This is a genomic window from Cellulomonas pasadenensis, assembly GCF_047229365.1.
Classification (GTDB): Bacteria; Actinomycetota; Actinomycetes; order Actinomycetales; family Cellulomonadaceae; genus Cellulomonas.
This window is the reverse complement of sequence record NZ_JBFTEP010000011.1, coordinates 1-21,774: the sequence shown is the minus strand read 5'-3', so window position 1 is coordinate 21,774 and position 21,774 is coordinate 1. Positions and strand designations below refer to the sequence as shown.

Sequence of the window (21,774 nt, the reverse complement as noted above, 5' to 3'; positions counted from 1 at the left end):
GCTCGCCACCCGTGCGAGACGCCGACCGCGGGACTGCCAGGCGCACCGGGGCGGACCGCTCGGGGGCGCACGAGACGCGAAGGAGCACCCCGTGGCTTCCATCGACGAGACGGGCCCGCTGATCGGCGGCCTGCTCAGCCAGGTCCCCGACATCGACCCGGAGGAGACCGGCGAGTGGGTCGAGTCGCTCGACGGCCTGATCGACGAGAAGGGCGGCCCGCGCGCGCGGTACGTCCTGATGAGCATGCTCCGGCACGCACGGCAGCGGAACGTGGCCGTCCCGGCCTCGCTGAACACCCCGTACGTGAACACCATCGCGGTGCACAACGAGCCGTACTTCCCCGGTGACGAGGCCATGGAGCGGCGCTACCGCTCCTGGATCCGCTGGAACGCCGCCGTCATGGTGACGCGCGCGCAGCGCCCGGGCGTGGCCGTCGGCGGTCACATCTCGTCGTACGCGTCGGTCGCGACCCTCACCGAGGTCGGCCTCAACCACTTCTTCCGCGGCAAGGACCACCCGGGCGGCGGCGACCAGGTCTACTTCCAGGGCCACGCCTCCCCCGGCGTCTACGCCCGCGCCTTCCTCGAGGGCCGCCTGAGCGAGCACCAGCTCGACGGGTTCCGCCAGGAGGTCTCGCACCCGGGCGGCGGCCTGCCGTCCTACCCGCACCCGCGCCTGGCGCCGGAGCTGTGGGAGTTCCCGACGGTGTCGATGGGCCTCGGCCCGGCGTCCGCGATCTACCAGGCGTGGACCAACAAGTACCTGCACTCGCGCGGCATCAAGGACACCAGCCAGCAGGACGTCTGGGCGTTCCTCGGCGACGGCGAGATGGACGAGCCCGAGTCGCGCGGCATGCTGCAGCACGCGGCGCAGCAGAACCTCGACAACCTCACCTTCGTCGTCAACTGCAACCTGCAGCGCCTCGACGGCCCGGTCCGCGGCAACGGCAAGATCATCCAGGAGCTCGAGGCGCAGTTCCGCGGCGCCGGCTGGAACGTCATCAAGGTCATCTGGGGCCGCGAGTGGGACACCCTGCTCAACGCCGACAAGGACCGCGCGCTCGTGCACCTGATGAACTCGACGCCCGACGGCGACTTCCAGACGTTCCGCGCCGAGAACGGCGCGTTCATCCGCGAGCACTTCTTCGGCCGCGACCCGCGGACCAAGGCGCTCGTCGAGAAGATGACGGACGACGAGATCTGGGCGCTCAAGCGCGGCGGCCACGACTACCGCAAGCTCTACGCCGCCTACAAGGCCGCGCGTGAGCACACCGGGCAGCCGACGGTCATCCTCGCCCACACCATCAAGGGCTACGGCCTGGGCTCCGGCTTCGCGGGCCGCAACGCCACGCACCAGATGAAGAAGCTCAAGGTCGACGAGCTCAAGACGCTGCGCGACTCGCTGCACATCCCGATCAGCGACGAGCAGATCGAGGCCGACCCGTACCTGCCGCCGTACTACAACCCGGGGCCCGGGGACCCGGCGATCCAGTACATGCTGGAGCGCCGCCGCCAGCTCGGCGGGTTCGTCCCGGAGCGCCGCACGGCGCACACCAAGCTGAACCTGCCGGAGCCCAAGCTGTACGAGGGCCTGGCGAAGGGGTCCGGCACGCAGGAGGTCGCCACGACCATGGCGCTCGTGCGCCTGTTCAAGGACCTGCTGAAGGACAAGGAGTTCGGGCACCGGCTCGTCCCGATCATCCCCGACGAGGCGCGTACGTTCGGCCTCGACTCGATCTTCCCGAGCGCCAAGATCTTCAACACGAACGGCCAGAACTACATGGCCGTCGACCGCGCGCTGATGCTCTCCTACAAGGAGAGCGAGGCCGGGCAGATCATGCACACGGGCATCAACGAGGCCGGGTCCGCCGCGGCGTTCCAGTCCGTCGGGACGTCGTACGCGACGCACGGCGAGCCGCTGATCCCGTTCTACTTCTACTACTCGATGTTCGGGTTCCAGCGGACGGGCGACCAGTTCTGGGCCGCCGGCGACCAGATGGCGCGCGGCTTCCTCATCGGCGCCACGGCCGGTCGCACGACCCTGACCGGCGAGGGCCTGCAGCACGCCGACGGGCACTCGCCGCTCCTCGCGGGCACCATGCCGCACGTCGTCCACTACGACGCCGCGTACGGCTACGAGATCCGGCACATCGTGCGCGACGGCATCGAGCGCATGTACGGCGACGGGTCCGACGGCCGCGACCAGGACGTCATCTACTACCTGACGGTCTACAACGAGCCGATGGTGCAGCCGGCCGAGCCGGCGGACGTCGACGTCGAGGGCGTCCTCAAGGGCATCCACCTCATCGCACCGGCCGAGGGCGACGGGCCGCGCGCCCAGATCCTCGCGTCCGGCGTCGCGGTGCCGTGGGCGCTCGAGGCGCAGCAGCTCCTCGCGGAGGACTGGGGCGTCCGCGCCGCGGTGTGGTCGGTGACGAGCTGGAACGAGCTGCGCCGCGAGGCGCTCGCCGCCGAGCAGCAGGCGTTCCTCAACCCGGGCGAGCAGCCGCGCACCCCGTACCTCACGTCGAAGCTGCAGGGCGCGGAGGGTCCGTTCGTCGCGACGACGGACTACGACCACCTCGTCGCCGACCAGGTGCGCGCGTGGGTGCCCGGCCGCTACGCCACGCTCGGCGCGGACGGCTTCGGCTTCTCCGACACGCGTGCGGCGGCCCGCCGGCACTTCAAGATCGACGGACCGTCGACGGCGGTGCGCGTGCTGCAGCAGCTCGTCCTCGAGGGCAAGGTCGACGCGTCCCTGCCGGCGCAGGCGATCGAGCGGTACCGCCTGCACGACGTCACCGCCGGCACGTCCGGCAACACGGGCGGCGACTCCTGACGGGTCGCCCCGTCTGCTGACGGACACCCGTCGAACGCGACGAGCGGGCGGCCCCGGGAGACCGGGACCGCCCGCTCGTCGGCGTTCGGGGGTGAGGCGCTGCGCGGTGGGACGTCAGGTGCCGGGGATCGACTGCTCCGCCTGGGCGACCTGGCGGGTCAGCTCGGCGCGCAGGTCGGCGATCGCCTTCTGGTCCGGGTAGAGGTCGAGCGACGCGAGGTGCTGCTTGGCGTCGAGCGGGCGGCCCGCCTCGACCGCGGCGCGGACGAGCTGGCGCGCGACCTCGGGGTCGTGCTCGCGCGGGCGCCAGTGGCCCACGCCCAGGTTGAGCGCGTCGACCGGCAGGCCCGCGTCGCACAGCAGCGCGAGCGCCTCGACGAGCGCACGCCCGGTGGTGTCCCGCTCCGCCGCGGTCGTGAGCCGGCGGATCGTGCCCTCGTGGTCGTCGCGGACCGACAGGCGGGCGACCTCCACGAGCGGGTACCAGGCGCGCGGGTTGCCCGAGAGCTCCTCGCCGAGCGACCACACGGCGAGGTCGGCGGCGTGCTGCCGCTCGTGCTCGACGTTCGGCGCGGTCAGCGGGTCCTCCTCGTGGACCTGCTCGGCGGCCCGGCGGCGGACGATCTCCGCGAGGGCCTGGAAGGCGCGCTCGTTGTTGGGGTCGTCGCTCAGCATCGAGCGCAACGCGTCCTCGTGGAGGGTGTCACCACGGCGGGCGGCGGTCGTCGGACGACGCGCGCCGACCCGGGAGGCCGACGTGGGTCGCCGCATGAGCTGGCGCAGACGAGGCAGGAGAGCCATGCCGAGACCCTATCCGTTCTGTCCCGTGCGCACCTGTCCGGGAGCCGCCCGGCACCTGCCGAGGGGCCCGTGGCCTTTGTCGACTCCCCACAACGGCCGCGCCTATGCTCGGCCCCATGACGCCCCCCTCGACCGCTGACCGCACCGGCGCGGCGCCTCCGGACGACGTCGCCGACGGGGCGCACCCGGTGGTCGCGCGCGCCCGTCCGAGCAGGGTGGGCGGGCGTCCGGTCCGGCCGGGGCGCGGCCGGTCCGCCGACGCCGGCGACCCGGGCGGCACGGAGACGCAGCGCCGCGTGCGCGAGGGTGCCGGCCAGCTCGCCGTGGCCGCCATGCGCCGGCTCGACGCCGACCTCGAGTGGTACCGCGCGCTGCCGGCGGAGGACCGCTCGTGGGTCAACCTCGTCGCGCAGGCCGGCATCACGGCCTTCGTCACCTGGTTCGCCGACCCGACGCGGCCGCCCCACGGCGTGGGCGAGATCTTCGCGGCCGCGCCGCCCGAGCTCACCCGGTCGATCTCCCTGCAGCACACGCTGCAGCTCGTCCGGGTGGTCGTCGACGTCGTCGAGACGCACAGCGACCGGCTCGCGGCGCCGGGCGCGGAGCGGGAGCTGCGCGAGGCGGTGCTCCGCTACTCGCGCGAGGTCGCGTTCTCGGCCGCGGAGGTCTACGCCCGCGCGGCGGAGGTCCGCGGCGGCTGGGACGCCCGGCTGGAGGCGCTCGTCGTGGACGCCCTCGTGCGGGGCGACGCCGACGACGCGCTGCGCTCGCGCGTCGCGGCCATCGGCTGGAGCGGCCGCGGCGCGACGCTCGTGGTCGTGGGGACGACGACGGCGCACCTGGACGAGGTGCGGGTCGCCGACCTGCGCCGGGCGACCCGCCGCGCCGCCGACGACGCCCTCGTCGGGATCCTCGGCGACCGGCTCGTCGTCTTCCTCGGCGGGGAGGGCGACCTGCGGGCCGCGGCCATGACGCTGCTCCCGCGGTTCGGACCGGGACCGGTCGTCATCGGGCCCGCCGCGCCGGGGCTCGTCGAGAGCACGGCGTCCGCGCGCGCGGCCCTCGCGGGGCTGCAGGCGGCCGCCGGCTGGGACCAGGTGCCGCGGCCGGTGCTCGCGGACGACCTGCTGCCCGAGCGCGTGCTCGTCGGCGACGCCGACGCCCGGCGCGCGCTGGTCGAGCGGGCGTTCACCCCGCTGGCGGCGAGCCAGGGGTCGCTGCTCGAGACGCTCTCCGCGTACCTGGGCGCCGGCCGGTCGCTCGAGGCGGCGGCGCGCAGCCTGTACGTGCACCCGAACACCGTCCGCTACCGGCTGCGCCGCGTCGCGGACGTCACCGGGTGGGACCCGCTCGACGCCCGCGAGTCGTACGTGCTCCAGACGGCGCTGGCCGTCGGGCGCCTCGACGCCGCCCGGGGCTAGCACCGCGGCCGGCACCGCAGCGGCACCGACGGCGTCCCGGACGCGCGGCGCCCACGCGTGCCGCCTTTGTACAGGTGCGACAAGGCTGGCCACCGAGCTTGGTGGGAGCCGTGACCGGGTGACCGCGGGCCGGGACGGCACAGTGGACGGGTGCTCGTCGTCGCCTGCCCTGGTCAGGGCGCCCAGTCCCCCGGCATGCTCGCCGCCTGGCTCGAGGTCGACGGCGTCGCCGACCTCCTGACCCGCGCGAGCGAGGTCACCGGGGCGGACCTCGTCGCCCACGGCACCACGTCCGACGCCGAGACGATCCGGGACACCGCGGTGGCGCAGCCGCTGCTGGTGGCCACCGCGCTCGCGAGCCTGCGGGCCGTGCTCGGCGCACCCCTCGGGACCGACCTCGCGCAGGCCGTGCCGGGGCGCGTCGACGCCGCGGCCGGCCACTCGGTCGGCGAGCTCGCCGCCGCCGCCGTCGCCGGCGTGCTCAGCGACGACGACGCGCTGGCGCTCGTCGCCGTGCGCGGTGCGGCCATGGCCCGTGCGGCGGCGGCCACCCCGACCGGCATGAGCGCCGTCCTCGGGGGCGACCCGGACGAGGTGCTCGCGCGCCTGGAGGCCCTCGGCCTCGTGGCCGCGAACGTCAACGGCGGCGGCCAGGTCGTCGCGGCCGGCACGCTGGACGCCCTCGCGGCGCTCTCCGCCGAGCCGCCGACCCGCGCGCGCGTGGTGCCGCTCCAGGTGGCGGGCGCCTTCCACACGTCGCACATGGCCCCGGCGGTCGACGAGCTCGCCGCCGCGGCCGCGCGCGTCGCACCGCGCGACCCGGTCGTGACGCTCCTCGGCAACGCCGACGGAGCCGTCGTCACCACGGGCGCCGACGCACGGGACCGCGTCGTCGCGCAGGTGGCACGCCCGGTCCGCTGGGACCTCTGCCAGCGCACGCTCGCCGACCTCGGCGTGACGGGCCTGCTCGAGGTGGCGCCCGGCGGGGTCCTCACCGGCCTCGCGCGGCGTACGCTGCCCGGGGTCGAGACCGTGGCGCTGAAGTCGCCCGCCGACCTCGACGCGGCGCGCGACCTGGTGCGCCGCCACGCCGGCGGCGCGCAGCCGTCCCCCTCGACGACCACGCAGGAGAGCACGTCGTGACCCGTCCGACCCTCACGCAGGCCACCGGCCCCGCGCACACCCGCATCCTCGGCATCGGCGGGGTGCGCGGCGAGCGTGTCGTCCCCAACGACGACCTCGTCGGCCCGATCGACTCGTCGGACGAGTGGATCCGCCAGCGCACCGGCATCGTGACGCGGCGCCGCGCCGAGGCGGGCACCGACGTGCTCGACCTCGCCGAGGGTGCCGCCCGGGCCGCGCTCGACCACGCCGGCCTGACCGGTGCGGACATCGACGCGGTCATCCTCTCGACCGTCACCTACTTCCACCAGACGCCCGCGGGCGCCGCGATCGTCGCCGACCGGATCGGCGCCACGCCCGCGGCGGCGTTCGACATCTCCGCCGCGTGCGCCGGCTTCTGCTACGGGATCGGCCAGGCCGACGCCCTCGTGCGCGCCGGCACGGCTCGGCACGTGCTCGTCATCGGCGCCGAGAAGATGAGCGAGTTCGTCGACCCGACCGACCGGACGATCTCGTTCCTGCTCGGCGACGGCGCCGGCGCTGTGGTCGTCGGCCCGTCGGACACGCCGGGCATCGGCCCGACGGTGTGGGGCTCCGACGGCGGCCAGGCGCACGCCATCCGGCAGACCCACTCGTGGCTCGCGACGCGCGACGAGGGCGCCGGCTGGCCGACGCTGCGCCAGGAGGGCCAGAGCGTCTTCAAGTGGGCCGTCTGGCAGATGGCCCCGGTCGCGCAGAAGGCCATGGACGCGGCCGGCGTCCGCCCCGAGGACATCGAGGCGTTCGTGCCGCACCAGGCCAACATGCGGATCATCGACCAGATGATCAAGCAGCTGAAGCTGCCCGAGTCCGTCGTCGTCGGCCGCGACATCGCCGACACCGGCAACACGTCCGCCGCGTCGATCCCCCTGGCCGCCGAGCGCCTGCTCCGCGAGGGCCAGGTCCCGTCCGGCGCGCTGGCCCTGCAGATCGGCTTCGGCGCGGGCCTGGTCTACGCCGCGCAGGTCGTCGTCCTGCCCTGATCCCGTGGGGCGGGCCGGGCACGACCGGCCGGTACCGTCAGCACGTTTCGTCCGAGCACCACCCCACCCGAGGAGAGATCCATGGCGCACAGCGAGCAGGAGATCCTGGCCGGCCTGGCCGAGATCGTCAGCGAGGAGACGGGCCTGCCGGCCGACTCCGTCCTGCCCGAGAAGTCCTTCACCGACGACCTGGACATCGACTCGCTGTCGATGATGACGATCGTCACCCTCGCCGAGGAGAAGTTCGACGTCCGCATCCCCGACGACGAGGTCAAGAACCTCACGACGGTCGGCGACGCGGTCAGCTTCATCAACGGCGCCCAGGCGGCCTGACGCCCGACGCACCCGCGGCCGGGACGGCGCGTGCCCGCACGCGCCGTCCCGCCGCCCCGCACACCACCGAGGAGCATCCATGAGCACCGTCCCCGAGGTCGTCGTCACCGGCCTGGGCGCGACCACGCCGCTCGGCGGCGACGTCCCGTCCACGTGGCAGGCAGCCCTGGCGGGCGAGTCGGGTGCCCGCACCCTCGAGAACGACTGGGCCGACCGCTACGACATCCCCGTGCGGTTCGCCGCACAGCTGCGCGTCGCACCCGACCAGGTGCTGGCGCGCCCCGAGCTCAAGCGCATGGACCCGTCCGCGCAGTACGCGGTCATCGCGACGCGCGAGGCCTGGAAGGACGCCGGCTCGCCGGAGGTCGACGGCGACCGCCTCGGCGCCGTCGTGTCGTCCGGGATCGGCGGCATCTGGACCACCCTCGACGCGTGGGACACGCTGCGCGAGAAGGGCGGCCGCCGCGTCCTGCCGATGACCGTGCCCATGCTCATGCCGAACTCCCCCGTTGCCTACGTGTCGCTCGAGCTCGGTGCGCGCGCCGGTGCGCACGCGCTCGTCTCGGCGTGCGCGTCCGGTGCGGAGGCCATCGGCTACGCCGTCGAGATGATCCGGTCGGGCCGCGCCGACGTCGTCGTCGCCGGCGGCACCGAGGCGGCGATCCACCCGATGCCCGTCGCCGCGTTCGCCGCGTCGCGCACCCTGTCGACGCGCAACGAGGACCCGGCCGCCGCGTCGCGTCCCTACGACACCGCCCGCGACGGCTTCGTCCTCGGCGAGGGCGCCGGCATCGTCGTCCTCGAGAGCGCCGAGCACGCCCGTGCGCGCGGCGCCCGCGTGTACGCGCGCATCGCCGGCGTCGGCCTCACCGCGGACGGGTACCACATCACGTCGCCGGAGCCGTCGGGCGACGGCCAGGTGCGCGCCATGCAGGCGGCGCTGGCCGACTCGGGCGTCGCCGCGACGGACGTCCGGCACGTCAACGCCCACGCGACGTCGACCGTCGTCGGCGACCTCATCGAGGCCCGCAGCATCCGCGGCGTCCTCGGCTCCGACGCGGACCACGTCGCCCTCTCGGCGACGAAGTCGATGACCGGTCACCTCCTCGGCGGCGCCGGCGCGCTGGAGACGATCTTCGCGGTGCTCGCGCTGCACGAGCGGCAGGCGCCGCCGACGATCAACGTCGACGACCCCGACCCCGAGCTCGTGCTCGACCTCGTGCGCGACAAGCCGCGCGCCCTGCCCGACGGTCCCGTCGCGGCCATCAACAACTCGTTCGGCTTCGGCGGGCACAACGTGGCGCTGGTCGTCACGGCGGACTGAGCCGCTCCTCGCACGACGCGACCCCGGACCCGTGCGGGTCCGGGGTCGCCGTGCGTGGTCGCCGACGGGCCGTGGCCGTGGGCGTCGGTGCCGCGGCGGGCGTCAGCCGACGCGGTGCAGCCAGCGGACGGGGGCGCCGGCGCCCGCGTAGCGGAACGGCTCGAGCTCGTCGTCCCAGGCCTGCCCGAGCGCGAGGTCGAGCTCCGCACGCATGCGCGCCGGGTCGGCGGCGTGCTCGAGGGCGGCCCGGACCCGGTCCTCGGGGACGACGATGTTGCCGTGCACGTCCGTGGCGGCGTGGAAGATGCCGAGCTCGGGCGTGTGGCTCCACCGGGAGCCGTCCACGCCGTGGCTGGGCTCCTCCGTCACCTCGTACCGCAGGTGCGCCCACCCGCGCAGCGCGGACGCCAGGCGCGCGCCGGTGCCCGGCGCGCCCTGCCACGAGTGCTCGGCACGGTAGAACTGCGGTCCTGCGGGCTGCGGGGTCCAGTCGAAGCTGACACGCCCACCGAGCGCGTTGCCGACCGCCCACTCGACGTGGGGGCAGAGCGCGCGCGGTGCGGAGTGCACGAAAAGGACACCGCGGGTGATGGCACCAGCCATGTGGTCCTCCAGTAGGGCTCGAGGGTCGCCTTCCCCAACGACCTCGCCCCTGCTCCTGCAGGACTCACGACCAGAACGCATGACGCACGCGGCGTGCTGTGCACAGGATGCCCCACGCGGCGGCTGCGGTCCAGCCGTCAGAGCTGTTCGCGGATCGCGCGCATCGCCTTCTTGCGCACCGACCGCTCGAGACGGTCCAGGTAGAGCATGCCGTCGAGGTGGTCCACCTCGTGCTGCAGGCACCGGGCCATGAGCTCCGTGCCCTCGACGACGACCTCCTTGCCGTCGAGGTCGGTGCCGACGACGCGGGCGTACCAGGCGCGGTGCGTCGGGAACCACAGGCCGGGCACCGACAGGCACCCCTCGTCGCCGTCCTGGTACTCGTCCTCGGACAGCTCGACGATCGTCGGGTTCAGCACGTACCCGATCTCGTCGTCGATGTTCCACGAGAACGCGCGCAGCGACACGCCGATCTGGTTCGCGGCGAGGCCGGCACGGCCCTCCATGTCCACGGTCTCGAGCAGGTCGTCGACGAGCGACCGCACCCGGTCGTCGACGGTCGTGATCGGGTCGCACGGGGTGCGCAGGACGGGGTCGCCGACGGTCCGGATCTCACGCAAGGCCATGGTCCGATCCTTTCACGTCGGCGGGGTGGCCCGTGCCGTCCGCGACCGGTGGTGGGCGTGCCGCCGACCGCGTCCACGCCGGTCCCGCGGTGCGCCGGCCACCCGACGAGGGCAGGCCCCGGACGCGACGACGCCGGTGGTGACCAGGTCACCACCGGCGTCGTCGGTGTCGTGGGCAGCCGCCGTCGTGGCGGCGCCGGCTCACTCGCCGGCGCGCTGCTGCGGGACGCCCGTCAGGAGCTGACGGACCTCCGCCTCGTGGAAGCGGCGGTGACCGCCGAGGGTGCGGACGGCGGAGAGCTTGCCGGCCTGCGCCCAGCGCGTCACCGTCTTCGGGTCGACGCGGAAGAGGACCGCGACCTCGCCCGGGGTGAGCAGGCTGCCCTGCGTGAGGGGGGCGTCGGTGGCGTGCGTCTGAATGGCCATGGGAGGCTCCTTCGTCGTTCGGTAGCTCGGCTGGCCCCGTGGGCCCCGTGGCTTTGCGTCCCCGCCTTGCGGCGGGTTTGCCGTTTTTCGCTGACGTGGAAGAGCATGCCCCAATCTGGACATCCGTGCAAGAACCACCGGGCGTCGGACACGTGTCCGGTGCGGGTGAAAAGTCACAGTCGGCCGAAGCGGGCCCGGACGAGGCTGTAGAGGCCGAACAGGACGAGCCCGAGCGCGACCAGACCGAGCAGCAGCGGACCCGCCGGCGCGTCGCGCAGCGCCCGCAGGGCACCGTCGAGACCGCTCGCCTCGGCCGGGTCGGCCTGGACCGCCGCGAGCACGAACAGCACCCCGACCACCGCGAGCGCGACACCCTTCGCGACGTAGCCGGCGACGCCCGCGCCCCGGGCCACGCGGCCGGCGGTCCCCGCGGGCAGCCGGTGCAGATCGCGCAGGAAGCGCTTCGTGACGCCCTTCACGACGTGGTAGCCGCCGACCACCACCACCCCGACCCCCACGGCGCCGACGAGAAGGCGTCCGCCGGGCGCCTGCATGAGGCTCGCCGTGGCGTCCGAGGTCTGACCGCCGGACCCGCTGCCGCGCGCGAACGTGAGGGCGGTCGCGGCGAGCGCGAGGTACACGACCGCCTTGCCGGCCGCCTTCGCACGGTCGGCGGCCTCCCCCACGGCGCCGCTCAGCGCGGCCGCACCCTGCCACGCGCCCAGCGCGGCGAGCGCGACGACGGCCACCCACAGCGCGACGGCCCCGAAGGGCGTCGACGCCACCTGCGCGAAGGCGCCGGACTGGTCGGCCTCCTCCCCGCCCCCGCCGGTGGCGAGCTGCGCGGCCAGCACGCCGATGAGCACGTGCAGCACGCCGCTGACCGCGTACCCGGCGCGCGCGCCGGCCTCCCAGACCCCTCGAGACGAGCTCGCGGCGACCGTGGTCATGACACCTCCTCGTGGCGGGCTCCCCCGACCTCCGGCGGCACGCCGGCACCCGCGGGCATCGTGGCAGCGCGGACGCCGGCCGGCGACCGGAGCGTGCCGACGACGGCCCGACGACGGGCGCAGCACCACCGGGCCCGGACGCGGCACCACGGCCCCCCGTCAGGAGCGGCGCCGGCGCAGCCCCGCCGGCGGGCGCGGCATGCCTCCCCACCGTGCGAGGGCCACGCTCACGACGGCCACGACCGCCAGCCCCGCGACCTGCACGCGGGTGCCCGGCAGCACCCCCGCCTGGTCGCCGACGGCGTGCGACCACAGCGCCAGGTCGACCGCGCCGTGCAGGACGACCGGCACGGCGAGCCCGCCGCCGACCCGGCGTGCGACGTGGAGGACCACGCCGGTGGCCACGCCGACCACGGCCCGCGTCGCCGGCGAGCCCGGACCGGTGAGCACCTCGACGGCGCCCGAGAGCAGCACGGTGCCGAGCGCGGCAGCCGGCTCCGGCCACCGGTCGCGGAGCGCGACCAGCGCCACGCCGCGCAGCACGAGCTCGGTGTCCAGCGCCGCCAGGAGGCAGCCGACGGCGAGCACGGTGACGAGGCCCGGGGGTGCGACGCGCAGCGCGTCGACGTCCGTCGTGGCGGCCGCGCCGACGAGCACCACCGCGGGCACGAGCCACCAGAGCGGGTGGACGTCCCGCGGCTCGCGCCAGACGTCCCGCCAGCGGCCCCACAGCGCGGTGGCGACCACCGCGGCCACGACGCCGGCCAGGTGCGGTGCGACGAGGTCGGCGCGGACCGTGCGCACGTCGGGCAGGCCCGGCGTCGTCCGGATCACGCCCATGTACACACCGACGAGCCAGGACACCGCGAGCCACCCGCCCACGACGGCAGCGAGCAGCGCCCACGGCAACGGGGCGGGTCCGCGCGGCGGGGTGGCGGTCATGGGGCGAGTCTGACCGCGCCCGGCCCCGCTCGCAGGGTGGGCCAGGTGGGGCTTGAACCCACGACCGACGGATTATGAGTCCGCTGCTCTGACCGACTGAGCTACTGGCCCGTGCGGCAGCAGCCTAGCGACGCGGCGCCGGTCGGCCGGCAGCACCACGAGCGGGACCGACGAGGCGGCCGGGCCGACCGCCCCGCCCCGCCGGCGCACCGCCTGGGTACGGTGGGCGCGTGGCCCTGTTCTCCCGTCGTCGCCGCCTGCCCGACGCCGTCCGCCGTCGTCTCGACCTCGCGCACGGCGACACCGTCCTCGCCGCCGCGCCGCTGGATCCGGCGCGGGGCGGCGAGGTCGCGCAGGACGCGGACGGCACCGGCCGCTGGGCCGTGGTCACCCGGCGCGCGCTGCACCTCGTCGACGCCGACCCCGACGCGGACGTGGCGCGCACGCCGTGGTCCGACGTCGATCGCGGCACCCTCGACGCCGAGTCGCGCACGCTGACGGTGCACTGGGCGAGCGGCGCGACGACCGACCTGGCCCTCGCCGACGACCCGGCGGCACGCGACCTGGCGCAGACGTTCCGCGAGCGCGTGCAGCAGTCGGTCGTGCACGTCGAGCACGTGACGCTGCCCGGCGGTGGCCGGGTGCGGGTGGCGCTGCGGCGCGACGAGGAGGGGGCGCTCTTCACGCAGACGATCGGCGACGGGCGGGTCGACCTGCGCGACCCGTCCGCGGCCCGGGTGGTCGCGGAGGCGGAGGCGCGGGTGCGCGCCGAGGTCGGTCTGCCTGCCTGAACGACGCGCGGCGCACGTCACGTCCCGCGCAGCGGCCGCCGTGGTCCGCGGGACCTCCGACGCCTGCTAGAGTCTCTTCCCGCACGATCCCTCGTAGCTCAATTGGCAGAGCATCCGACTGTTAATCGGACGGTTACTGGTTCGAGTCCAGTCGAGGGAGCAAGCGTCGGGGCCTCTGACCTGCACCACAGGCAGAGGCCCTCGCCATGTCCGGCGCCGATCGTCGTGCCCGGTCGGTCCGTGCGCGCCTGCGGGTGCGCGACGCGAGGAAGGACGGGCAGCGACGACCGTGACGCACGCACCCGGGGCCGCCGGCCGGCTCGCACGGTTCGAGCAGGCGAAGGCCCGGCCCGAGATGGCCCTGCTGCGCGCGCACAGCGTCGAGTGGGTGCTCAGCATCTTCGCCGAGCACCTCGCCGCCGGCCCCGTCGAGGTCGCGCACTTCCACGAGGTCGTGGACGTCGAGCTGGCGCAGCTGCGCGCGGCGGGCTCCCCCGACCTCCAGGAGTCGACGCGCACGGCCCGCGACTACTGCAACGACTGGGTGGCCCGGCAGTGGGTCAACCGCGCGCTCGTCGACGGCGTGGAGCAGTACACGCTGACGGCCGCCGCGCTCGACGTCCTGGCGTTCGCGGACCGCCTGGTCGACCGCCGCTCGACCGTCTCGGAGTCGCGGCTGCAGCAGATCCTCGACGCGGTCGCGCGGCTCTCCGACGACGCCGACCCGGACCCGCAGCGGCGGGTCGACCGGATCGACGAGCAGATCGCGGCGCTGCAGGCCCAGCGGGAGGCGCTGCTCGCGGGCGACGTGCCGCCGACCCCGCCGGCGCGACTGCACGAGCAGCTGCACGGCGTCATGGACCTCGCGCGGCACCTCCCCGCGGACTTCAAGCGCGTCGCGGACAGCGTGTACACGATGCACCGGCGCTTCGTCGGCGAGGCCGAGGACGAGCCGGCGGGGCGCGGCCGCGCGCTGCAGGCGTTCTTCGCCGACCACGACCTGCTCGAGGCCAGCGCCGAGGGCCGCGCGTTCCGCGGGCTGATGCGCCTGTGGGGCAGCCACCGCGCGCAGGCGGCGCTGCGCCGCGACATCGACGCCCTCCTCTCGCAGGACTTCGCCGCCGAGCTGACCCCGGAGCAGCGGCGCGCGCTGCGCACGCTCCCCCGCACGCTCGTGGACGCGGCCGAGGACGTGCAGGACACCTACCGCCGGCTCACGCAGTCGCTCGAGCGCTTCGTGCAGCACCGCTCCGAGGGCGACCGGGACCTGCGGGCGCGGCTGGCGCGCGCGCAGGCCGCGGCGCACGCGCTCTTCGGGCAGGGCGCGCGGCGGGTGCAGGTCGAGCTGCAGCTGGGTGCCGGCCTGCCGGAGATCCAGTCGATCGCGCAGGTGCAGCTCGCCGACCCGGGCCTGCGCGAGCGCCCGCCGGTGCTCGACGAGGTGGTCTGGGACGACGGCGGCCTCACGCCCGCGCAGATCCGCGAGCTGGGTGGCCCCGACCTGGACGAGATCCGCCGCGCCGTCGCCACCGCCACGGCCACCGCCGGGTCGGGGCGCCCGACGCTCGGCGAGGTGTGGGCCGCCCTGCCGCCCGAGCAGCGCCGTCCCCGCAACGTCGTCGGCCTGCTGCACGTCGCCGTCGCGGCCGGCGCGACCTTCCTCGACGACACCGGCGACCGCCTCGAGGCCGTGCGCACCGACGGCTCGCGCGTGGTGTGCACCGTGCCGTGGGCCGTCCTGCCCGCGCCGGCCGCCGACCTCGTCGCAGAGCCGGGACCCGTCGCAGGGCCCGGAGCCGTCGCGGAGCCCCAGACCGAGGAGTCACTCGCATGAGCACCACGGCCGACGACGCACGCACCGCGCGCGCCGCCGCACGCCCCGAACCGCTCTTCGACGGCGACGCCGGGTCGCTGCCGGCGGAGGTCCGCGGCACCCTCGTGCGCGTCCTCAGCTCGCGCTTCGTCGACGGCGTGCGCCACCCGTCGCTGTGGAACCGGGTGCTGCGGCACGAGGACGTGCTGCGCTCCCGCCTGCACGACCTCTACCTCGAGCTGGTCGTCGACCGGCGGCGGCAGGTCGCATTCACGCAGCAGCTCGAGCTCGAGGACGACGTGCCGGTGCTGCTCCGCCGCGACAAGCCCCTCACGCTCGCGGCGACCGTCCTGCTGCTGCACCTGCGGCAGGAGTACGACCGCGGCGCCGTCGAGGGCCGCGACGTCGTGGTCGAGCACCGTGAGCTCCTCGACCACCTCGAGGCGTGGAAGGACGTCGACGACCAGAATCCCGCGCAGTTCCGGCGACGCTGCGAGAACGCCATCGAGAACGTCAAGGAGAAGGGCGTGCTCGCCCCCGTGAGCGACGGGCGCTACCGGATCTCGGGGATCGTGCACTCGATGCTGACGGCGGAGAAGGTCGACGCGATGACGGCGGCCCTGACGTCGCTCGCGGACGACGGCGCGACCGGCGGCGGACGCGACGACGGCGAGCGGCACGGCGACGAGCAGGACGGCGAGCGGGCCGACGACGAGCAGGACGGCGGACGATGACGGCGCAGGCGGTCGTGCAGACCATGGACGGCTTCGACCCGGCGATCGCGCAGTTCCGGCTGACGCGCATCCAGCTGGTCAACTGGGGGCCGTTCCACGGGTACCACGTCGTCGACGTGCACCGCGACGGCACCCTCGTCACCGGCCCGTCCGGCGCCGGCAAGTCCACGCTGCTCGACGCCATGATCTGCGTGCTCATGGACCGCTCGGTGACCTTCAACGCGGCGGCCCACGACGAGGCCGTCGGCAGCCGCGAGCGCACCTTCTACTCCTACGTGCGCGGCAAGACGGGCTCGCGGCGCGACGGCGGCCGCGGCGGGAGCCGCGCCATCTACCTGCGCGAGCGCGCGACGTGGAGCGCCGTCGCGCTGACGTGGGCGAACTCGGCGGGGCGCACGGTGACGGCGTGCCGCGCGATGCACGTGACGGCCGACGCCACGTCCGACCCGGACATCACGCACGCGCTCATGCTGGCCGAGCAGGACCTGGACGTGCGCGACCTCGAGCCGGCCGTGGAGCACCGGCTGCGCCAGGACGCGATCCGCCGGGCGGTCCCGGCGGTGACGACGTTCGGCACGGAGTACGGGCGGTACGTGGCGCGCCTGTCCGCGCTCGTGGGCATCCGGGGGCAGGACGGCGACAGCGCCAAGGCGATCCGGCTGCTGCACAAGGCGCAGTCGAGCAAGGGCGTGCACAACATCGACGACACCTTCAAGCGGTTCGTCCTCGACGACTCCAAGGTCGCGGCCCGGCGGGACGCCGCTGTGGAGCAGTTCGTCAGCCTGCGCAACGGCTACGAGCAGATGACGCGCGCACGCGACCAGATCGCCCTCCTCGCCCCGCTGCCGGAGCTGTGGGAGACGTACCGGTCGGCGGGCGGCTCGCGCGACGAGCTGCGCGCGCTGCTCGGCGACGCCGACGGGTCGAGCCCGGTCGAGGCGTACGTCCTCGGGGTGCACAAGGACCTGCTCGCCGAGCGCGCGGAGCACGAGCGCGCCGAGCACGTCCGGCAGGGCGAGCTGCACGCCGCCGCGGCCGCGGAGCACCAGGAGGCCGCCGACGACGTGCGCCGGCTGGAGCAGCAGCGCTGGACGCAGGGCGGCGGCGACCTCGACCGCGTGGACGCCGAGCTGCGGGACCTCGCGGCGACGCACGAGCGCGTCGGGCGCCGGTACGCCGACCTCGAGCGGTGGTGCGGGCTCGTCGACGCCCCCGTCCCCGGCAGCGCGCGCGGCCTGGCCGCGCTGCAGCGCCGCCGTCCGGCGGACGACGGCGCCGACGGGGACGAGACGGCGTCGCGCGACGCGCTGTGGCAGCGCAGCGCGGCCGTGAGCGCGCTCGACGCCGAGCTCGCCGACCTGCGCGCCCAGCTCGGCTCGCTCGAGCAGCGGCGCTCCAACATCCCGGACGTCGACCTGCGCGTGCGCCGGCTCGTCGCCGAGGGCACGGGCCTGCCGGAGACCGAGCTGCCGTTCGTCGGCGAGCTGCTCGACGTCGCCCCCGAGGAGGAGACGTGGCGCACGGCGGCCGAGCGCCTCCTCGGCGGCTTCGGCGTGCGGATGCTCGTCGACGCCGCCTCCGCGGCGCGGGTGGCGGCCTTCGTCGACGGGCACGACCTGCGCACGCGCGTGCGGTGGACGCCCGTCGACACCGCCGTCCCCGTGCCCGCCGCCGCGCCGGAGGCAGGCACGATGGCGAGCAAGGTCGTCGTCGCGGACAGCCCGTTCGCGCCCTGGTTGCGCGCGCAGCTCGCCCGCCGGTACGCGCACCGCTGCGTGGCGGACGTCGCCCAGCTCGGCGTCCTGCGGGAGGCCGTGACCGTGCAGGGCCAGGTCAAGCACCGTGACGGCCTGCACGAGAAGGACGACCGGCCCGACGTGCGCCGCCACCGCGTCATCGGCTTCGACAACGCGCACGCGCGCCGCGACGTCGCCGACGCGATCGCCGCGCTCGAGGAGCGGCGGCCGGCGCTCGTCCGCGCACGCGACGACGCCGACGCGGCCCGGGAGCACCGCCGCGCGGTCGCCCGCGCGTGGCAGCAGGTCGCGGCGCTGCGGTGGGACGAGGTCGACGTCGAGAGCGCCGAGGCCGCCCTCGAGGACGCCCGCCGCCACCGTGCGGACGTCGTGGCCGGCGGCGACCTCGCCGCCCTCGACGCCCGCATCACGGCGCGCACGGAGGAGCGCGACGCCGCGAACCACCGCGCGCGCACCGCCCGCGAGGCCGCGGCCGCCGCCGAGAAGGCGTGGGCCCGCCGCCTCGACGAGGAGGACCGCGTCGGCGCGCGGCTCGACGCGCTGGCCGAGCCGACCGACGAGCAGCGCGCCGTGCTGGCCGCGGTGGCGCGCGAGTGCGACCCGGAGCCGACGCTCGAGACGGTGGGGCGCCTGCGCAAGGCCGTCGAGCAGGCGGTCGGCCAGCGGCTCACCACCGCCGAGTCGGCGGGCGAGCAGGCGCGGTCGGCGATCGTCACCACGCTCGCCGACTTCCTGCGCACGTGGCCCGACGAGACCGGCACCTTCACGCGCGACGTCCAGGACGTGCCGGCGTACCTGGCCCGGCTGGAGGACCTGCGCCGCGACGACCTCCCCGCGGCGCTGGACCAGTGGCGCCGGCTCATGCACAGCATCAACACGATGGGGCTGACGGCCCTCCTGCAGCAGCTGCGGGACGAGCGGCTCGTCATCGACGACCGCATCGACCCGATCAACGACGTCCTGCGAACCGTGCCGTTCGGCCACGACGGGTACCTGCAGATCGTCACGACGGACGTCGAGCCGCCCGCGTCGCGCCGGTTCCAGGCGGAGATCGACGCCATCCTCGAGGACCGCGCCGGCGGCGACCTCGACGACGCGGAGCTGGAGGCGCGGTTCGCGCGCATCGCCCGGCTCATGGACCGGCTCGACAGCACCGACCCCGTCGACCGCGAGTGGCAGCGCGACGTGCTCGACGTCAAGCGGCACGTGCGCATCTCCGCGGAGGAGCACCGGCACGGCGAGGCCCAGGCCCGCGTCTACGAGGGCGTGGGCGCGACGTCCGGCGGCGAGGGCCAGGAGCTCATCGCCGCGACGCTCGGCGCAGCCCTGCGCTACCAGCTCGGCGGCATCGAGCAGGTGCCCGTGTTCGGGTCGGTCATGGTGGACGAGGGCTTCGTGAAGTCGGACCCGGACGTCACGCGCCGCGCCATCCGCGCGCTGCAGTCGTTCGGGTTCCAGCTGGTCATCGCGGCGCCCATCGACAAGTACCAGTCGATGGAGCGGGAGTTCGGGTCGGCGTACCTCGTCGAGCACGACCCCGCCGCGGGGCGCGCGCACGCACGCGGGCTGCCCATCGCGTTCGGGCCGACGCACCGCGAGCCCGCGACCACCTGAGCGCACGACCACGGGCGCACCGGGCGGCGGGCGCACGTACGCGGGCGGCCCGTCCGTCACGCCGCGAGCGGACCTGCCCACGTGAGCAGCAGCGCGCAGACGTCGTCATGGTCCCCGCCACCTCCGCCCGTCACGACGTCGACGAGCCGGTCGAGCGACATGCCGTCCGCCGCGAGCCCGCGCGCCCGTGCCGCCAGGTCCTCGAGCCCGTCGGGGAGCGACCGGTCGCGCCGCTCGACGAGACCGTCGGTGAAGAGCAGCAGCCGGTCGCCCGCTGCGAGCGTCACGGCGCCCTCCGGGAGCGGACCGCCGTCGCCGACGCCCAGCGGCAGCGCGCGACCGCCCCACAGGTACGTCCCGGGGCCCACCGCGGGCAGGTGCAACGGCGGGAGGTGGCCGGCCACCGCGTACCGCGCGACACCCGTCGCGAGGTCGAGCTCGGCGTACGCCACCGTGGCCGAGAGGCCGACGGCCGTGCGCGCCGCGAACCGGTCCAGCCGGCCCACGACGCCGGCCGGGCTCTCCCCCGGCTCCGCGGCGGCACGCACGGCGCTGCGCAGCTGCGCCATCGCGGTCGCCGCCTCCAGCCCCCGCCCCACGACGTCGCCCACGACGACGCGCAGCGTGCCACCGTCGAACGTCAGGACGTCGTACCAGTCGCCGCCGACCTCGAACGCGTCGACGCCCGGCCGGTACACCGTCGCGACCGCCGCGCGCGGGTCGCGCACGTCGGGCGTGGTGAGCAGCGCCTGCTGCAGGACGTGCGCCGCGGTGGTCCGCTGGTCGAACAGCAGGGCGCGGTCGAGCGCCGCCCCGGCCTGGCGCCCGGTCGCGGCGAGCACCTCCGCGTCCCAGGGCTCGTCACCCGCCTGCGCCCGCGGACGCAGCACCCAGGCGCCGTGCCGGCGCGTGCGCCCCTGCAGGGGCACGGTCACCGTCCCGTCGTCGGCCACGTGCACCGGTCGCCGGAGCAGGTCGTCCGGGGGCGGCGACGCGCCCCGGTCGCCCACGCGGTCGTCGGTGTCCCGCCCCGCCGGCGCCCCGGCACCGCCGCCGGCCCCCGCCCGTCCAGGGAAGCGCACCAGCCGCCCCCGCTCGTCGGCGGTCCACACGATGACCTCGGCCGCACCGAGCCGTTCCCTACCCGTCGCGAGCAGGACCTCCGCGACCCCGTCCACCCCGTAGGCCGACGAGAGGGCCGCGGTGACGACCTGCAGCAGCCGGACGTCCTGCGCCGCCGTCTCCGCCGCGCGGCGCGCTGCGACGAGCTCGCGCTCGTACCGGGCCCGCTCGCGAGCGGGCGACAGGGCGACGTCGACCTCCGGCGGGGCGTCCGCGGCCACCTCCCGCACCGTCGCGGCCATGAGCACCGGCGTCCGCCCGTCCGGTCCGACGAGCTCGAGGGCCACCTCCTCGACACGACGCTGCATCGCCAGCAGCGGCGCGACGTGGGTCTCCCAGTAGATCCGCCCGCCGACGGACAGCAGGTCGGGCAGACGTCGACGTCCGACCACCTCGTCGACGGACAGGCCGACCCAGGCGAGCAGCGCGGCGTTGGCGTCGAGGACTGTGCCGTCGACGCCGAGCCGCAGCAGCGCGACCGGCGCGCGCAACCACGCCGTCCTCCGTGGCTCGGTGCCCGTGCTCACCGCTCGAGGTACTCCTGCATCGCGGCGACGAGCAGGTCGGGTGCGCTGAGGTTCGGGCAGTGACCGACGGTGTCGAGCACCGTCAGCTCGCTGCCGGCGAGGTGCTCGTGCACCCAGCGTCCGACCTCCGGCGGGGCGATCGCGTCCACGCGCGACTGCACCACGAGCGACGGCGTGCGGACCCGCGCCAGGTCGTCACGGTTGTCGGACAGGAACGTCGTCCGCGCGAAGTGCCGCCCGATGGCCGGGTCGGTGCGGCAGAACGAGTTCGCGAGCTCGACGCCGAGCTCGGGGCGGTCCGGGCGGCCGACGATGACCGGGGCGACGAACTCGGCCCACCCGAGGTAGTTGTCGTCCATCGTGGTGAGGAGCTCGTCGATCTCGGCGGCCGAGAACCCGCCGCGGTACCCGTCGTCGTCGACGTACCGCGGACTCGGGCAGACCAGCACGAGCCGCTCGAACAGGTCCGGGCGCGCGGCGGCCGCCAACGCACCGATCATCGCGCTCACGGAGTGCCCGACGAACGTCACGGGACCGGTCCCGACGGTCTCCACGAGCGCCACGACGTCCGCGGCGTAGCCCTCGAGCCGTCCGTAGCGCTGCGGGTCGTACGCACCGAGGTCGGACCCGCCGGCGCCCACGTGGTCGAAGACGACCACCCGGTGCGTCTCCTCGAAGGCCGGGACGACGTACCGCCACATGCTCTGGTCGCAGCCGAAGCCGTGTGCGAGCACGAGCGTCGGTCCGGCGAGGTTCCCCGAGACGTGGACGTCGTGTCGCTCCAGCACGTGCATCCCACGACCCTAGGGCCATCCGAGCGGTCCGCAGAACCCACGACCGAGGGACCGTGCCGACGACGGCACGTGCGAGCTCCGCGATCCAGGCGCGGAGGACCGCAGGAATGGCGAGGACCGCAGCAAAGGCGTAGCAACGCACGAAGGCCCACCCGGTGTCGGGTGGGCCTTCGTGGAATGGTTGTCCGGCGGCGTCCTACTCTCCCACACCCT

General features: G+C 75.3%; 18 protein-coding genes, 2 tRNA genes and 1 riboswitch. Of the genes, 11 read left to right on the top strand and 9 right to left on the bottom strand.

From position 1 onward, the window contains the following. Window positions 1-91: 91 nt before the first annotated feature. Window positions 92-2,839 carry a pyruvate dehydrogenase (acetyl-transferring), homodimeric type gene (gene aceE / locus AB6N23_RS03070; RefSeq protein WP_412864634.1) on the top strand — a complete coding sequence of 916 codons (2,748 nt, stop codon included), beginning with the start codon at window positions 92-94 and terminating at the stop codon, window positions 2,837-2,839. Window positions 2,840-2,953: 114 nt separating this feature from the next. Here the strand turns inward: aceE and AB6N23_RS03065 are convergent, their stop codons facing one another. Beyond that, entirely contained in the window at window positions 2,954-3,640 is a 687-nt protein-coding gene (locus AB6N23_RS03065; RefSeq protein WP_412864633.1) for a hypothetical protein, read from the bottom strand. Window positions 3,641-3,756: 116 nt separating this feature from the next. On the opposite strand from AB6N23_RS03065, the gene AB6N23_RS03060 reads away from it, so the two are divergent. From AB6N23_RS03060 to fabF, 5 genes are all read left to right on the top strand, one after another. Continuing rightward, window positions 3,757-5,061: a PucR family transcriptional regulator gene (locus AB6N23_RS03060; RefSeq protein ID WP_412864632.1), complete on the top strand. Its 1,305-nt coding sequence runs from the start codon at window positions 3,757-3,759 to the stop codon at window positions 5,059-5,061. A 150-nt stretch (window positions 5,062-5,211) separates the two neighbouring features. Then, window positions 5,212-6,204: an ACP S-malonyltransferase gene (locus tag AB6N23_RS03055; protein ID WP_412864631.1), complete on the top strand. Its 993-nt coding sequence runs from the start codon at window positions 5,212-5,214 to the stop codon at window positions 6,202-6,204. Beyond that, window positions 6,201-7,205, top strand: coding sequence for a beta-ketoacyl-ACP synthase III (locus AB6N23_RS03050; RefSeq protein WP_412864630.1), 1,005 nt, complete (start codon window positions 6,201-6,203; stop codon window positions 7,203-7,205). The genes AB6N23_RS03055 and AB6N23_RS03050 overlap by 4 nt, the downstream gene beginning before the upstream one ends. A gap of 81 nt (window positions 7,206-7,286) precedes the next feature. Beyond that, a complete protein-coding gene (locus AB6N23_RS03045; protein WP_378208454.1) occupies window positions 7,287-7,538 on the top strand; it encodes an acyl carrier protein in 252 nt (83 codons plus the stop codon). A gap of 79 nt (window positions 7,539-7,617) precedes the next feature. Beyond that, window positions 7,618-8,862, top strand: coding sequence for a beta-ketoacyl-ACP synthase II (gene fabF / locus AB6N23_RS03040; protein ID WP_412864629.1), 1,245 nt, complete (start codon window positions 7,618-7,620; stop codon window positions 8,860-8,862). Between the two features lie 102 nt (window positions 8,863-8,964). Here fabF and AB6N23_RS03035 read toward each other — a convergent pair whose 3' ends face one another. The 6 genes from AB6N23_RS03035 to AB6N23_RS03010 form a co-directional block, all read right to left on the bottom strand. Then, a complete protein-coding gene (locus AB6N23_RS03035; protein WP_412864628.1) occupies window positions 8,965-9,465 on the bottom strand; it encodes a DUF3145 domain-containing protein in 501 nt (166 codons plus the stop codon). Between the two features lie 137 nt (window positions 9,466-9,602). After that, window positions 9,603-10,091 carry a peptide deformylase gene (gene def, locus AB6N23_RS03030; protein ID WP_378207636.1) on the bottom strand — a complete coding sequence of 163 codons (489 nt, stop codon included), beginning with the start codon at window positions 10,089-10,091 and terminating at the stop codon, window positions 9,603-9,605. A 201-nt stretch (window positions 10,092-10,292) separates the two neighbouring features. Beyond that, the gene (locus tag AB6N23_RS03025) at window positions 10,293-10,517 is read right to left on the bottom strand and encodes a BldC family transcriptional regulator (protein WP_378207639.1); all 225 of its coding nucleotides are present in this window, start codon (window positions 10,515-10,517) and stop codon (window positions 10,293-10,295) included. Between the two features lie 17 nt (window positions 10,518-10,534). Further along, window positions 10,535-10,609, bottom strand: a riboswitch (cyclic di-GMP riboswitch). Between the two features lie 81 nt (window positions 10,610-10,690). Then, the gene (locus AB6N23_RS03020) at window positions 10,691-11,467 is read right to left on the bottom strand and encodes a DUF1206 domain-containing protein (protein ID WP_412864627.1); all 777 of its coding nucleotides are present in this window, start codon (window positions 11,465-11,467) and stop codon (window positions 10,691-10,693) included. A 159-nt stretch (window positions 11,468-11,626) separates the two neighbouring features. Further along, window positions 11,627-12,409, bottom strand: a complete 783-nt coding sequence (locus tag AB6N23_RS03015; protein ID WP_412864626.1) for a CPBP family glutamic-type intramembrane protease — start codon at window positions 12,407-12,409, stop codon at window positions 11,627-11,629. 37 nt (window positions 12,410-12,446) lie between these two features. After that, window positions 12,447-12,520, bottom strand: a tRNA-Ile gene (locus AB6N23_RS03010). A gap of 119 nt (window positions 12,521-12,639) precedes the next feature. On the opposite strand from AB6N23_RS03010, the gene AB6N23_RS03005 reads away from it, so the two are divergent. The 5 genes from AB6N23_RS03005 (at window position 12,640) to AB6N23_RS02985 (ending at window position 19,118) form a co-directional block, all read left to right on the top strand. After that, window positions 12,640-13,200, top strand: a complete 561-nt coding sequence (locus tag AB6N23_RS03005; RefSeq protein ID WP_412864625.1) for a hypothetical protein — start codon at window positions 12,640-12,642, stop codon at window positions 13,198-13,200. An 87-nt stretch (window positions 13,201-13,287) separates the two neighbouring features. After that, window positions 13,288-13,360: transfer RNA gene (locus AB6N23_RS03000), tRNA-Asn, on the top strand. 129 nt (window positions 13,361-13,489) lie between these two features. Continuing rightward, on the top strand, window positions 13,490-15,034 hold the full coding sequence (locus tag AB6N23_RS02995; RefSeq protein ID WP_412864624.1) for a DUF3375 family protein: 1,545 nt from the start codon (window positions 13,490-13,492) through the stop codon (window positions 15,032-15,034). Beyond that, complete coding sequence (locus AB6N23_RS02990; protein WP_412864623.1) at window positions 15,031-15,747, top strand: DUF4194 domain-containing protein; 717 nt, start codon at window positions 15,031-15,033, stop codon at window positions 15,745-15,747. The genes AB6N23_RS02995 and AB6N23_RS02990 overlap by 4 nt, the downstream gene beginning before the upstream one ends. Continuing rightward, window positions 15,744-19,118 (top strand): ATP-binding protein, encoded by a 3,375-nt coding sequence (locus AB6N23_RS02985; protein WP_412864622.1) that lies wholly within the window; start codon window positions 15,744-15,746, stop codon window positions 19,116-19,118. Before AB6N23_RS02990 ends, AB6N23_RS02985 begins: the two co-directional genes overlap by 4 nt. A 56-nt stretch (window positions 19,119-19,174) precedes the next feature. Here the strand turns inward: AB6N23_RS02985 and AB6N23_RS02980 are convergent, their stop codons facing one another. Both AB6N23_RS02980 and AB6N23_RS02975 read right to left on the bottom strand, forming a co-directional pair. Continuing rightward, complete coding sequence (locus tag AB6N23_RS02980; RefSeq protein WP_412864621.1) at window positions 19,175-20,767, bottom strand: SpoIIE family protein phosphatase; 1,593 nt, start codon at window positions 20,765-20,767, stop codon at window positions 19,175-19,177. Beyond that, window positions 20,764-21,561 carry an alpha/beta fold hydrolase gene (locus AB6N23_RS02975; protein ID WP_412864620.1) on the bottom strand — a complete coding sequence of 266 codons (798 nt, stop codon included), beginning with the start codon at window positions 21,559-21,561 and terminating at the stop codon, window positions 20,764-20,766. The genes AB6N23_RS02980 and AB6N23_RS02975 overlap by 4 nt, the downstream gene beginning before the upstream one ends. Between the last annotated feature and the right edge of the window lie 213 nt (window positions 21,562-21,774).